Here is a 15,604-nt window from a genome sequence, read left to right on the forward strand (position 1 = left end):
CAGCAGGCCAGGTCCACCGGGCTCGCCGAGGGAATGGCGAAGCCCCGGGACGCCACGCTTGTGCGAGGCGTCCCGGGGCCGGGTGCGACGAGGGTCAGGAGCGGCCGAGGTCCTTGTTGATGAACTCGAAGAGCTCTTCGTCGGACGCGCCGTCGAAGACGCCCGCCGGGCTGTCCTCGACCACGGCCTCCTCGTTCTCCCACTTGGCCAGCAGGGCCTGGACGCGGACCTTGACCTTGGCGCGGGTCAGCTCGTCCGTGGCGGCCGCCGACAGCACGGCCTCCAGCCGGTCCAGTTCGCCGAACACCGACGCGACGCCGTCCTCGCCGCCCAGCTCCCGGCCCAGGTGCGCGGCCAGGTCCTGCGGGGTCGGGTAGTCGAACACCAGCGACGCGGCCAGCTTCAGCCCGGTCCCGGCGGTCAGCCGGTTGCGGAGCTCGACCGCCGTCAGCGAGTCGAAGCCCAGCTCGGTGAACGCCCGGTCCGGCGCGACCGCGGCCGTGCCGCGGTGCCCGAGCACCAGCGCGACGTCGGTGCGGACCAGCTCCAGCAGCGTCCGCCGGCGGCCGGCCTCGTCCAGCTCCGCGAGCTTGCCGCGCAGCTCCGAACCCGTGTCGGCCTCTTCGGCGACCTCCGCGGCCAGCACCGCCCGCACCTCCGGCAGGTCCGCGATGAACGCGTTCGGCCGCAGCGCGGTGAAGCCGGGCGCGAACTTCGCCCAGTCGACGTCGGCCACCGTGACCGCCGCCTCGCCGTGGTCGACGGCCTGGGTCAGCGCCGCGACGGCCAGGGCCGGGTCGAGCGCCGGGAGGCCGCGGCGACGCAGCTGCTCCTCGTGCTCACCCTCGGCCGCCATCCCGCCGCCACCCCACGGGCCCCACGCGATCGACGTCGCGGCCAGCCCGGCCGCCCGCCGCCGCTGCGCCAGGGCGTCCAGGGCCGCGTTCGCCGCCGCGTACCCGGACTGGCCGCTGCCACCCCAGGTCGCCGCGACCGACGAGAACAGCACGAACGCGTCCAGCTCGCCGAACAGCTCGTCCAGCGCGAGCGCGCCGGTCACCTTGGCGTCCACCACGGAGGCGAACTCCGCGACGCTGCTCGCCGCGATCGGCGTGCCCTGGCTGACGCCCGCGGCGTGCACGACCGCGCGCACCGGGGAACCCAGCCCGCCGACCAACGCGGCCAGCGCGTCCCGATCCCCGACGTCGCACGCGGCGACGGTGACCTCGACGCCGGTCGCGACCAGCTCGGCCCGCAGCTCTTCGGCCCCCGGCGCGGCCGGGCCACGCCGGCTGACCAGCACCAGGTGCTCGGCGCCGTGCTCGGCCAGCCACCGCGCCATCCGGGCGCCGAGACCGCCGGTGCCGCCGGTGACCAGCACCGTGCCGCGTGGCTGCCACGGCTCGGCCGGCGTCGCGGGCAACGGTGCCCGCGCCAGCCGCCGGGCGAAGACCCCGTCGGCCCGCACCGCGAGCTGATCCTCCGCGCCGTCCCCGGCGAGCACGCCCGCCAGGAGCCCGGCGACGCGCTCGTCCAGCACCGCGGGCAGGTCGATCAGGCCACCCCAGCGGTCCGGGTGCTCCAGGGCCGCGACCCGGCCCAGGCCCCAGACCTCGGCGCCGGCGATGTCGACGTGGTCGCCGTACACCGCCTCCCGCGTGGCAGTCCACAGTGGAGCATCGATCCCCGCCGTGCCGAGCGCCTGGATCAGCTCCAGGGTGCCCGCGACGCCGGTGGCGACCATGCCGTACTCCGCGTGCGGCCGGGTGTCCACGGCCAGCAGCGAAAGCACTCCGGCCAGCGGGAGGCCGTCCTGCGCGAGGTTCGCGGTGCCGCGCACCGTGCGCACCTCGGCACCGTGGGCCCGCAGCGCCTCGACGACCTGGCCGCACCACGCGGCTTCCGTCTCGGGCAGGACGACCAGCCAGCCGCCGGTGAACAGCGGTGTCTCCGGTTCGGCCACCGCGGTCCACGACACCCGGTACCGCCAGTCGTCCAGTGTGGACAGTTCACGGCGTTGCCGCCGCCAGCCGGACAGCACCGGCAGGAGCGTGCCGAGCGACTCGCGGTCGACGCCCGCCGGGAGCGTCCCGGCCAGTTCGTCGACGTCCTCGCGCTCGACGGCCGCCCAGAACCGGTCCTCGGCGGCGTCCCGCGGCGCGGGCGCGGCCACCGGTTCCGGCCAGTAGCGCTCGCGCTGGAACGGGTACGTCGGCAGCGCGACGACCCGGCCCGGCGTGAACAGCGCCGCCCAGTCCATGGCGACGCCGTTGACGTGAGCCGCGGCCACCGCGGTGAGCAGGGCCTCCGGCTCCGGACGGCCGCGTCGCAGCGCCGGCACCACCACGGGCGTGCCGCCGTCGACCGCGGCGCAGTCCTGCGCCATCGCCGTCAGCACGCCGTCCGGGCCGAGCTCGACCACAGTGGACACTCCGGCGGCGAACACCGCGCGGATGCCGTCGGCGAACCGGACCGCCGCGCGGACGTGGCGAACCCAGTAGTCCGCCGTGCGGAACTCTTCCGCGGTGACCGGCGCACCGGTCAAGGTGGACACCAGCGGCACCGTCGGCTCGTGGTAGTCGAGCCGCTGCGCGATCGCGGCGAACTCGGCCAGCATCGGCTCCATCCGCGGCGAGTGGAACGCGTGGCTGACGGTCAGCCGCTTCGTCTTGCGCCCCAGCGCGGCGAGCCGCGCCGCGACCTCGGCCACCGGCTCCTCGTCGCCGGCGATGACCACCGCGGCCGGGCCGTTGACCGCCGCGATCCCGACGACGTCCTCGAAGCCCGCCAGCAGCGGCAGGACCTCCTCTTCGGATGCCTGGACCGCGACCATCGCGCCACCCGAGGGCAGCTCCTGCATCAGCCGGCCGCGCGCGGCGACCAGCTCGACGGCGTCGGCCAGGGTGAGCACCCCGGCGACGTGCGCCGCGGCCAGCTCGCCGATCGAGTGGCCGACCAGGACGTCCGGCCGGACGTCCCAGCTCGCCAGCAGCCGGAAGAGCGCCACTTCCAGGGCGAACAACGCGGGCTGGGTGTACACCGTGCGGTCGAGCAGGTCGTTCTCGGTGAACATGACCGTCTTGAGTGGACTGTCCAACCGGGAGTCGAACGCGGCGCAGATCTCGTCGAGCGCCGCGGTGAACACCGGGTACGCGTCGTACAACTCGCGGCCCATGCCGGCCCGCTGGCTGCCCTGCCCGGAGAAGGCGAACGCCAGTCCGCCCGGCCGTGCCGTCCCGCTGCTGACGCCCGCCGCCGAGCCGCCGGACGCGACCGCGTCCAGCCCGGCGAGCAGCTCGTCGCGATCACTCGCGAGCACCACGGCACGGTGCTCGAAGACGGACCGGGTGGTGGCCAGCGCGTAGGCCAGCTCCGCCGGTTCGCCGTCATGCTCGCGCAGCCTCGACGCCTGCGCGGCGAGCGCGGCGGCGTCGTGGCCGGAGAGCACGACCGGGACCACGGCCGGGCCCTGCACGTCCGGCAGGACCACGGGTGCCGGGGCCTGCTCGATGACGACGTGCGCGTTGGTGCCGCTCACGCCGAACGAGGAGACGCCGGCCCGGCGCGGACGGCCGGTCTCCGGCCACTCGCGCGGCTCGGTCAGCAGCTCGATCGCCCCCGCCGTCCAGTCCACTTGGGACGACGGTGCGTCGACGTGCAGCGTCTTCGGGAGCGTCCCGTGCTGCATGGCCAGGACCATCTTCATCACCCCGGCCACGCCGGCGGCCGCCTGCGTGTGCCCGATGTTGGACTTCAGCGAGCCCAGCAGCAACGGCGTCTCCCGGTCCTGGCCGTAGGTCGCCAGCAGTGCCTGCGCCTCGATCGGGTCGCCCAGTTTCGTGCCGGTGCCGTGCGCCTCGACCGCGTCGACGTCCGAAGTGGACAGTCCGGCCGCGGCCAGGGCCTGGCGGATCACCCGCTGCTGCGAGGGACCGTTCGGCGCGGTCAGGCCGTTGGACGCGCCGTCCTGGTTGACCGCGCTGCCGCGGACCACCGCGAGGACCGGGTGCCCGTTGCGCTGGGCGTCGGAAAGCCTTTCCAGCACGAGCATTCCGGCGCCTTCGCCCCAGCCGGTGCCATCGGCGGCCTCGGCGAAGGACTTGCAGCGGCCGTTCATCGCGAGCCCGCGTTGCCGCGAGAACTCGACGAACACGCCCGGCGTCGACGTGACGATCACGCCGCCCGCCAGCGCCAGCGAGCACTCACCGGCCCGCAGCGCCTGCGCCGCGAGGTGCAGGGCCACCAGCGACGACGAGCACGCCGTGTCGATCGTGACCGCCGGGCCTTCGAGCCCGAAGGTGTAGGACAGCCGGCCGGAGACGACGCTCGCCGCGGTGCCGGTGGCCAGGTAGCCCTCGGCTTCCTCGGTGCCGGCGAGCAGCGTGCCGTAGTCCTGGCCGCTGGTGCCGGCGAACACGCCGGTCCGGCTGCCGCGCACCGAGCGCGGGTCGATCCCGGCCCGTTCGAACGCCTCCCAGGTGATCTCGAGCAGCAAGCGCTGCTGCGGGTCCATGGCGAGGGCTTCCCGCGGGCTGATCCCGAAGAACGCCGGGTCGAACTCCCCCGCACCGGCGAGGAAACCGCCCTCGCGGATGTAGCACGTGCCGCTGTGGTCGGGGTCCGGGTTGTAGAGCGCGTCCAGGTCCCAGCCGCGATCCGTCGGGAACGGCGTGATCGCGTCCGAGCCGTCGGCCACCAGCTGCCACAGTTCTTCCGGTGTCGTGACGCCGCCGGGGAAGCGGCAGCTCATCGCGACGATGGCGATCGGGTCGTCGTCGTTCGATGCGGGGGTGATGACGTCGTCCGCTTCGTCGCCGCGCAGATGTGCGGCGAGCACGGCCGGCGTCGGGTAGTCGAACACCAGCGTCGAGGGCAGCGTCTGCCCGGTCGCCGCGCCGACCCGCTTGGCCAGCTCGACCGCGGTCAGCGAGTCGAACCCGAGCTCGCGGAACGGCAGGTCCGGTTCGACCTCGGCGGCCGAGCGGTAGCCGAGCACGGCCGCCACTTCGGCGCGGACGAGGTCGAGCAGCGCCCGGGTGTCGCGCCGCTTCGGGCGTTCCACTATGGACACTTCCGCCCGGCGACGCTGGGCGGTGACCAGGCCGCGCAGCATCGGCGGCACCTCACCGGTGAGGCTCGCCCGCAGGGCAGGCAGATCCAGCTTGATCGGCACGAGCACGGCGTCGCTGGTGGACACCGCCGTGTCGAACAGCGCCATGCCGTCCGCGACGGACAGGGCACCGATCCCGGCTTCGGTCATCCGCCGCAGGTCAGCGGCGGTGAGCCGGGCCGCCATGCTGCCGGCTCCGGACCACATGCCCCAGGCCAGCGACGTCCCGGGCCGCCCGGTGTTCCGGCGTCGCTGCATCAGCGCGTCGAGGAACACGTTGGCCGCCGCGTAGCTCGCCTGCCCGGCGCCGCCGAGCACCCCGGCGGCCGAGGAGAAGACGACGAACGCCGTCAGCTCCCGGTCGGCGGTCAGCTCGTGCAGGTGCCAGGCCGCGTCCACCTTGGGCCGCAGCACAGTGGCGACGCGCTCGGGTGTCAGGGACGCCAGCATTCCGTCGTCGAGGACGCCCGCGGTGTGCACCACGGCGGTCAGGTCGGCGATCCCGTCGAGCAAGTCCGCCGCGGCTTCGCGGTCGGCGACGTCGCTGGCCACGACGTCCACCTCGGCGCCCGCGGCGACCAGCTCTTCGACCAGCTCGGCCGCGCCCGGCGCGTCGGGGCCACGACGACTGGTCAGGACCAGCCGTCGCACACCCTGGGTCGCGACCAGGTGTTTCGCCAGCTCGGCGCCCAGGGCGCCGGTGCCGCCGGTGATCAGGACCGTGCCTTCGCCGAGTGTCTTCGCTTCGGCTGGGACGGCCGCTCGCACCAGTCGCGGTGCGAACAGTTCCCCGTCGCGGGCGACGACCTGCGGTTCCCCGGTGCCGACGGCCGCGGCCACCGCCTCGGTGTCGTCGGTGTCGTCGGTGTCGACCAGGACGAACCGGCCGGGCTGCTCGGACTGCGCCGAACGGACCAGGCCCCAGACCGCGGCACCCGCGAGATCGGCACCGGCGTCCGGCCCGGCCGCACCCTGCGTCACGACGACCAGGTTCTCGCCGGTCTGCAGCTTCGCGAGCACGTCACCGACGATCCGGTGGACGTCCTCCGGCGACTCGCCGGCGGGCACCGGGTAGACCTCCGGCAGCTCGCCGGTGAGTCCTGCCTGGACGGGCACCCAGTCGATCCGGAACAGCGAGTCGACGGTCTTCACGGACTCCGCCGGCCGCAGCGTCACCGCGTCGGCGGTAACCACGGCCACGCCCTCGGCGTCGACCGCGTGCAGCGAAACGGTGTCGTCACCCAGGTCGGTCAGGCGAACCCGCAGGTCACGGGCACCCGAGGCGTGCAGCGCGAACCCCGACCAGGCGACCGGCGACAGCCCGCCGAACGCCGCGTCGAGCAGCGCCGGGTGCAGGCCGAACCGCCCCGGCTCGACGCCTTCGGGCAGCGACACCTCGACGACGTCCTCGTCCGTCCACTCGGGAATCTTGGGCAGCACGACCGCGAGCACACCTTCGGCGTGCCTGATCCACGCGCCGCCGTCTTCCGGTCGCGAGTGGACGGTCACGGCCCGGCAACCGGAGCCGTCCGGCTCGCCGACCCACACCTGCAGCTGGAGCGCCCCGCGCTCGGGGAGCACGAGCGGCGCGTCGACTGACAGCCGTTCGACCAGCCCGCAGCCCGCCTCGTCCGCGGCCCGCGAGACCAGCTCGGCGAACACCGAACCGGGTGCCGCGCCGCTTAAGAGCTGCGTGGACAAGCGCCCGGTGAGCAGGAACCCGTCCCCGTCGGCCCGAGCCACCGCCGCACGCAGCAGCGGGTGCCGGGTGGCACCGAGACCGGCGGCCGTGACGTCGCCGCCCGCGCCCGTCTGCAGCCAGAAGCGCTGCCGCTGGAAGGGGTACGTCGGCAGCTCGACCCGGCGCCGGGCGGCGGTGCCGAACACCGCGGCCCAGTCCGGTTCGACGCCGTGGACGTGCGCGCCGAGCACCGCGGTCAGCAGCGCCTCGGGCTCGGCCCGGCCGGCTCGCATGGCCGGGACGAACTCGCCGTCGGCGCACGCCTGGCCCATGGCCGACAGCACGCCGTCCGGCCCCAGCTCGACGAACACCGAGACACCGCTCGCGGCGAGCGTCCGGACGCCGTCGGCGAACCGCACCGCCTCACGCACGTGCCGCACCCAGTAGTCGGCGTCGAATCGCGTCACCAGCTCGCCGGTGACGTTCGAGACGATCGGTATAACCGACTGACCGTAAGACAGAGACTCCGCTATACCGCGGAACTCCGCCAGCATCGGATCCATCAGCGGCGAGTGGAACGCGTGGCTCACCGTGAGGCGCTTCGTCTTCCGCCCCAGGTCGGCGAAGTGCACGGCGATCGCGAGGACGGCGTCCTCGTCACCTGAGACGACCGTCGAATCCGGGCTGTTCAGCGCGGCGATGGTCACACGGTCTGACAGATATACCAAAACCTCCGCCTCGGTCGCCTGGATCGCCACCATCGCGCCGCCCTCGGGAAGCGCCTGCATGAGACGACCGCGTGCGGCGACCAGTGTGACGGCGTCCGCCAGCGACAGGACCTCGGCGACGTGCGCCGCGGCCAGCTCGCCGATCGAGTGCCCGGCCAGGAAGTCCGGCTGGAACCCGAAGTGCTCGAAGAGCCGGAACAACGCCACTTCCAGGGCGAACAGGGCCGCCTGGGTGTAGCCGGTCCGGTCCAGGGGCTCGCCGTCCTCGAACAGCACCGTCCGAAGGGGACGGTCCAGGTGCGCGTCGAACTCGGCGCACACCGCGTCCAGCGCGTCGGCGAAGACCGGGAACGCGTCGTACAGCTCGCGGCCCATGCCGGTCCGCTGACTGCCCTGACCGGTGAAGAGGAAGGCCAGCTGGCCCCGGTCGCGGGCGACCCCACGCAGCACGCCGGGTGCCGTGACGTCCTCGGCCAGCGCGGTCAGCGCCGCCCGCAGGCCGTCGGGGTCGGTGGCCAGGACCGCCGCGCGGTGGTCGAGCGCGGACCGGGTGGTGGCCAGGGCGTACCCGAAGGCGTCCAGGTCCGGGGTGTCCGAGGTGGCCAGCGAAGCCGCCTGGGCTCGCAGCGCGGCGGCCGTCCGTCCGGAAAGGACGATCGGCACCGGCAGCGTCGACTCGACCACGTCGGCCGGTTCCTCGGCGGGAACGGCCTCGATGATCGCGTGCGCGTTGGTCCCGGAGACACCGAACGCGGACACCCCGGCCCGCCGCGGTACACCGGTCTCGGGCCACGGCTGGGCGGTGGTCAGCAGCTCGACCGCGCCGGCCGACCAGTCGACCTGCGTCGACGGCTCGTCGACGTGCAGGCTGGCCGGCAGCACGCCGTGCCGCATGGCCTGGACCATCTTGATCACGCCCGCGACACCGGCCGCGGACTGCGTGTGCCCGATGTTGGACTTCAGCGAACCCAGCCACAGCGGCTCGGACCGGTCGCGGCCGTAGGTCGCCAGCAGCGCCTGGGCCTCGATCGGGTCGCCGAGCCGGGTGCCGGTGCCGTGCGCTTCCACGACATCGACGTCCGAAGCAGCCAGTCCGGCGTTGGCCAGCGCCTGGCGGATCACCTTCTGCTGTGCGGGGCCGTTGGGGGCGCTGAGGCCGTTGGACGCGCCGTCGGAGTTCACCGCGGAGCCCCGCACGACCGCCAGGACCTGGTGGCCGTGGCGCCGGGCGTCGGACAGCCGCTCCAGCAGGAGCAGGCCGACGCCTTCGGACCAGCCGGTGCCGTCCGCCGCCTCGGCGAAGGGCTTGCACCGGCCGTCGGCGGCCAAGCCGCGCTGCCGGGCGAACTCGACGAACCCGCCCGGGTCGGCCATCACGGCGACGCCGCCGGCCAGGGCCATCGAGCACTCGCCCGACCGCAGGGCCTGCGCGGCCCAGTGCAGCGCGACCAACGACGACGAGCACGCGGTGTCGAGCGTGACCGCCGAACCCTCGAGCCCGTAGGAGTAGGCCAGCCGTCCGGAAAGGACACTGCCGACGTTGCCGGTCAGCATGTGGCCCTCGACGCCGTCGGGCAGCTCACCGGCGCCCGCGCCGTACCCGGAGGCCGCCGCGCCGAGGAACACCCCGGTCCGGGTGCCGCGCAGGGTCCGCACGTCGATGCCCGCGCGCTCGAAGACCTCCCACGACGTCTCCAGCAGCAACCGCTGCTGCGGATCCATCGCCAGCGCCTCACGCGGGCTGATGCCGAACAGGCCGGGGTCGAACTCCCCTGCGTCGTGGAGGAAACCGCCCTCCTTGGTGTAGGTCGTGCCCGCGTGCTCCGGGTCCGGGTGGTACAGCGAGTCCAGGTCCCAGCCGCGGTCGGCCGGGAACGGCCCGATCGCGTCGTCACCGGCCGCGACCAGCCGCCAGAGGTCCTCGGGCGAGCGGACACCGCCGGGGAACCGGCAGCCCATCGCGACGATCGCGATCGGCTCGTCGGACCCGGTCGTGACGACCGCGGTGACCTTCTCCGGCTCGGCGCCGAGCAGCTCGCCCAGCAGGAACGTGGTCAGGTCGAGGGGGGTCGGGTAGTCGAACACCAGGGTCGCGGGCAGCTTGAGCCCGGTGGCCGTGACCAGCCGGGTGCGGACCTCGACCGCCGTCACCGAGTCGAAGCCCAGCTCGCGGAACGCCCGCGCGGGCGGGACGGCGTCGGTGCCGGTGTGACCGAGCACCGCGGCCGCCTCGGCGCGGACCAGGTCGAGCAGCACGCGCTTGCGTTCGGCCGCGGGCAGTTCGGCGAGTCGACCGGCCAGTCCGCTGTGGACTGTTGCCGTCGTTTCGACGTCCAAAGCGGACACTTCAGGCAGATCGGCGATCAGCGGACGCGCTCGCAGCGCGGTGAACGCGGGTGCGAACTTCGCCCAGTCCACATCGGCCACCGCGAGGAACGTCTCGTCCGCGTCGAGAGCCTGCTGCAGCACCGAGATCGCCAGGTCCGGCGTCATCGGCCGCAGCCCGCGCCGGCGCATCTGCTCGCCGGCTTCGCCTTCGGCCATGCCGCCCTCGGCCCACGCGCCCCACGCCACCGAGGTGGCCCGGGCGCCGCGGGCGCGGCGCTGCTCGGCGAAGGCGTCGAGGAAGGCGTTGGCCGCGGCGTACGCGCCCTGGCCGCCGCCGCCCCAGACGCCGGCGTTGGAGGAGAAGAGCACAAACGCGTCCAGCTCGACGTCCGCCAGCGCGCGGTCCAGGTTGGCCGCGCCCGCGACCTTCGCGGCCGCGTTGACCGCGAGGTCGGCGGGGCCGGTTTCGGCCAGCGGCGGCGAGATCCCGACCCCCGCGGCGTGCAGCACAGCGGTGAACCGGTGCTCGACGGTGAGCCGGCGCACCGACGCGTAGTCGGCGACGTCGCACGGGTCGACGGTGACCTGGGCGCCAAGCCCGGTCAGCTCCTCGACCAGCTCTTGTGCGCCAGGCGAATCGAGACCACGGCGGCTGGTAAGCACCAGGTGCTCAGCGCCGTTTCGAGCCAGCCAGCGCGCGATCTGCGCACCGACCGCGCCGGTACCGCCGGTGACGAGCACCGTGCCGCGCGGAGTCCAGCCGGTGATCGCCGGCCGCTCGGCCAGCGGGGCGCGCACCAGACGGCGGGCGAAGACGCCGGACGGGCGCACCGCCAACTGGTCCTCGGCTGTGGTGCCGGCGAGCACCGCGGCCACCCGGGCCGAAGCCCGCGGGTCGAGGTCTTCCGGCAGGTCGAGCAGGCCACCCCAGCGTTCGGGGTGCTCCAGCCCGGCGACCCGGCCGAGCCCCCAGACCTGCGCCTGGACGGCCGAGGTCAGCCGGTCGGACCGGCCCGCCGAGACGGCGCCACGCGTGGCGAGCCACAGCGGAGCCGCGACGCCGTCCAGTGCACGGATCAGTGCGGCGGTCAGCGCGAGCCCGGCCGGGACGACGGGGTGCTCGGGGTCGGGCCGCTCGTCGAGTGCCAGCAGGGACAGGACTCCACGGAACTGCTGCGGCTCGGCAAACGCATCCGGCGCGTCGGCCGCGGCGCCCGATTCCGCCAAGAGCAGAGCAGCCAGCTCGTCGGCCGACGTGCCCGGTTCGACCGGGACCACGTGCGGCCGGGCGCCGTGGGCGGTCAGCAGTGCGGTGACGGCCTCGATCTCGGCGTGTGCGTCGGCCGGGACCGGCACCAGCCAATCGCCGTCCAGCTGCGCGGCCTGGATGTCCAGCGAAGTCCACGCGATCCGGTACCGCCACTTGTCCACTGTGGACTTGTCGCGGCGGTTGCGTCGCCAAGTCGACAACACGGGCAGTGCGGCCCGCAGTGTCTCCTCGTCGGTGCCGTCGATCTCCAAAGCGGCCGCGACTGCGGCCGGATCGTCGCTGTCGACGGCGTCCCAGAAGGAGCTGTCGGCGAACCCGTCACCCGTGGTCACGGTGTCGACCAGCTCAGGCCAGAAGCGGCTGCGCTGGAAGGCGTAGGTCGGCAGATCGATCCGCCGGCCTCCCGTGAACACGGTGTCCCACGCCACCCGCGCACCGCCGGTGTGGGCCTGCGCGAGCGAGGTGAGCACGCGGGCGAAGCCACCTTGGTCCCGGCGCAAGGTGCCGGTGACGGTCGCGGGCACACCCGCGTCCTCGAGGATGTCCTGCAGCCCGGTGGCGACCACCGGGTGCGGGCTGACCTCGACGAACACGTCGTGTCCGTGGCCGGCCAGGGCCTCGATCGCGTCGGTGAACCGCACCGTCTGGCGCAGGTTCCGGTACCAGTACCCGGCGTCGAGGCCCGAGTCGGCGACCGGCGAGCCGGTCACCGTGGAGTAGAACGGGATCTCCGCCGGGCGCGGGCGCACCGGGGCGAGCACGTCCAGCAGTTCCGCTTCCAGGGACGCGACGTGCGCCGAGTGGGACGCGTAGTCCACCGGAATCCGCTTGGCCCGGATCTCCTGCTCCTCGCAGCGGGCGAGGAACTCGTCCAGGGCGTCGGCGTCGCCCGAGACCACGGTCGCCCGCGGCCCGTTGACGACCGCGATGGAGATCCGGTCGCCCCACGGCTCAAGGGAAACGGCGACCTCGTCCGGCGGGAGCGGCACGGAGACCATGCCGCCGCGCCCGGCCAGTGCGAGGATCGCCTTGCTGCGCAACGCGACCACCAGTGCACCATCCTCAAGGGACAGTGCACCTGCGACGACCGCCGCGGCGATCTCGCCCTGTGAGTGGCCGACCACCGCAGCCGGCTCGACGCCGTGGTAGCGCCAGACCGCAGCCAGCGAGACCATCATCGCCCACAGCGCGGGCTGGACGACGTCGACGCGTTCCAGCGGTTCCGCCGCGCGCAGGATGTCGAGCAGCGACCAGTCGACGAACGGGGCCAGCGCCTCGGCGCATTCGGCCATCCGCGCAGCGAAGACCGGTGAGGTCTCCAGCAGCTTGACGGCCATCCGCGGCCACTGCGAACCCTGGCCGGGGAAGACGAACGCGACCTTCCCCGTGCCGGCCAGGCCGTGCACGGCGTTGGCGGGCTCCCCCGCGGCCAGCGCGGCGAGACCCGTGCGGGCCTCGTCGGCGTCCCGCGCGAGCAGGACGCTCCGGTGCTCCATCCGGTGGCGGCACTGAATCAGCGAAAGTGCCACGTCGGTCATGCGCGGAGGGTCCACTTCGAACAGTTCCAGCAGCCGGCCTGCCTGGGCGCGGACGCCGTCGGCGGTCTTCGCCGAGAGCACCAGCGGAGCCAGGACGTCCTCGCCCGCGGGCACCTCTGCAGAGGCCGGTGCCTGCTCGATGATCGTGTGCGCGTTGGTGCCGCTGAACCCGAACGACGACACCGCCGCGCGGCGCGGCCGATCCACCGACGGCCAGGGCCGGGCCTCGGTGAGCAGTTCCACCGCGCCCGCGGTCCAGTCGATGTGCCCCGACGGCTCGGAGACGTGCAGCGTCTTCGGCAGCGTGCCGTGCCGCATCGCCATGACCATCTTGATGATCCCGCCGACGCCGGCCGCGGCCTGGCTGTGGCCGATGTTCGACTTCAGCGAGCCGAGCCACAGCGGGTCGCCGGCGCGGTCGGCGCCGTACGTGGCCAGCAGTGCCTGCGCCTCGATCGGGTCGCCCAGCGACGTCCCGGTGCCGTGCGCCTCGACAACGTCGACGTCCGAAGTGGACAGACCGGCGTCGGCGAGGGCTTGACGGATCACGCGTTGCTGCGACGGGCCGTTCGGCGCGGTCAGGCCGTTGGACGCGCCGTCCTGGTTGATCGCGGTACCGCGCACGACGGCGAGCACCGGGTGCCCGTTGCGCTGGGCGTCGGACAGCCGCTCCAGCAGGATCATGCCGGCGCCTTCGGCCCAGCCGGTGCCGTCGGCGTCCGCGGAGAACGCCTTGCAGCGGCCGTCCGGGGAAAGCCCGCGCTGCTTGCTGAACTCGATGAACGCGGCGGGCGTCGACATCACCGTGACGCCGCCGGCCAGAGCCATCGTGCACTCGCCGTTGCGCAGGGCCTGTGCGGCGAGGTGCAGCGCCACCAGCGAAGACGAGCACGCGGTGTCCACAGTGACCGCCGGGCCCTCGAGTCCGAAGTGGTAGGACAGCCGCCCGGTGACGACGCTGCCCGAGTTGCCGGTGCCGAGGTGCCCGGCGACGTCGTCCTTCGATCGCTCGAGAAGGCTGACGTAGTCGTGGTACATCAGGCCGGCGAACACACCGGTCCGGCTGCCGCGAATTGACTCCGCCGGGATCCCGGCCCGTTCGAAGACCTCCCACGACGTCTCCAGCAGCATCCGCTGCTGCGGGTCCATGGCCAGGGCTTCACGCGGGCTGATCCCGAAGAACTCGGGGTCGAACTCGGTGACGTCGCGCAGGAATCCGCCGTGGCGGGTGTAGCTCGTGCCCGGCCGCGTGGAGTCGGGGTCGTACAGCGCGTCGAGGTCCCAGCCGCGGTCCGCGGGCATCGGGCCGATCGCGTCCTGTTCGGACTCGACCAGCGCCCACAGCTGCTCGGGGCTGGTGATACCGCCCGGGAAGCGGCAGCTCATCGCCACGATGGCGATCGGCTCGTCGGCCCTTGTGGTCACTTCCGCGACGGCCTGCTCTTCGGAACCGAACAGGCGTCCGACGATCTCTTCGGCCAGCGCCGACGGCGTCGGGTGGTCGAAGATCAGCGTCGCGGGCAGCCGCAGCCCGGTGGCCGCGTTGAGCCGGTTACGCAGCTCGATCGCGGTCAACGAGTCGAAACCGAGCTCGGTGAAGGCCCGGGTCGCGCCGACGGCGGCGGCCGAGGCGAACCCGAGCACCGTCGCGACTTCGCCGCGCACGAGGTCGAGGATCCCATCCTGGCTCAGCTGCGAGCCGGTCACGGCGACCGCGGTCCGCCGGAGCGGGGCGGTCACGAGGCCGCGCAGCAGCGGCGGCACCTGGCCGGACGCCCGCACGGCGGCGAGGTCCAGCCGGATCGGCACCAGCACGGCGTCCTCCGCGGACAGACCGGCGCCGAACAGCGCGAGACCGTCCTCGGTGGACAGTGCGGCGACACCCGCGCCGGCGAGGCGGCCCAGGTCCGTGTCACCCAAATGCCCGGCCATGCTCGTGCCGGTCGCCCACAGGCCCCAAGCGAGCGACGTCGCGGGCAGCCCGGCCGCTCGGCGCTGGGTGGCCAGGGCGTCAAGGAAAGCGTTTGCGGCGGCGTAGTTGCCCTGCCCCGCGCCGCCGAACACGCCGGCCGCGGAGGAGAACAGCACGAACGCGTCGAGGTCCGAGGTCAGCTCGTGGAGGTTCCACGCGGCGTCGACCTTCGGCCGCAGCACCGCGTCGAGACGCTCGGGCGTCAGCGACGACAGCACACCGTCGTCGAGGACGCCGGCCGCGTGCACCACGGCCTTGAGGTCGGTGATCCCGGCCAGCAGCGCGGCCAAGGCGTCGCGGTCGGCCGCGTCGCAGGCCACGACGTCGACCTCGGCACCGGCGCTGACCAGGGCGTTCCGCAGTTCTGCGGCGCCTGGAGCGTCCGGGCCACGCCGGCTGGTCAGGACCAGCCGCCGCACTCCGCACTCGGTGACCAGGTACTCCGCCACGGCGGCGCCGAGCGCGCCGGTGCCGCCGGTGAGCAGGACCGTGCCGTCGGTGGTGAACGCCGGTGCGGACACTGTCGCCCGCGCCAGCCGCGGCGCGTAGAGCTTGCCGTCGCGGACCGTCACCTCGGGCTCGCCGGACGTCAGCGCGGCGCGCAGGTCCTCGGGGCCGGCCTCGGCGTCGAGGGCGACCAGCGCGAACCGGTCCGGGTGTTCGGTGCGGGCCGAGCGGACCAGGCCGTGCATCGCGGCCGCGGCGAGGCTGTCGCCCCGCGTGACAACCGCGAGCCGCGCGTCTTCCGGCTTGGTCAGCCAGTCCTGCAGGACGGCCAGGACGCGGTGGGTGGCCGCGCGGACGTCGTCCGGCGTGTCACCGGTGCCGGCTTGGTCGTACACCTCCCAGTCTGCTGTGGACTGTCCACTGAGGACCTCCAACTGGTCGATCCGGAACAGCGACTCGGGCCGCTTCGCGAGGTCCTCCACCGCCATCGGGCGCAGCACCAGCGACTCGGCCGACACCACGGCCGCGCC

1 protein-coding gene (cut by a window edge) is annotated in these 15,604 nt (G+C 73.9%); it reads right to left on the minus strand.

Annotated features, from left to right (window positions below):
• Positions 1-94 precede the first annotated feature (94 nt).
• Positions 95-15,604: the 3' end of a type I polyketide synthase gene (locus ACLJQZ_RS04300; RefSeq protein WP_410618706.1), read on the minus strand. It continues 32,055 nt past the right edge of the window; 15,510 of the gene's 47,565 nt are visible here — the last part of the coding sequence; the start codon falls outside the window, past its right edge — the gene reads right to left on this strand; the stop codon is at positions 95-97.

The sequence above is a fragment of the Amycolatopsis sp. cmx-8-4 genome (assembly GCF_046548675.1).
In the GTDB taxonomy this organism is placed as follows: Bacteria; Actinomycetota; Actinomycetes; order Mycobacteriales; family Pseudonocardiaceae; genus Amycolatopsis.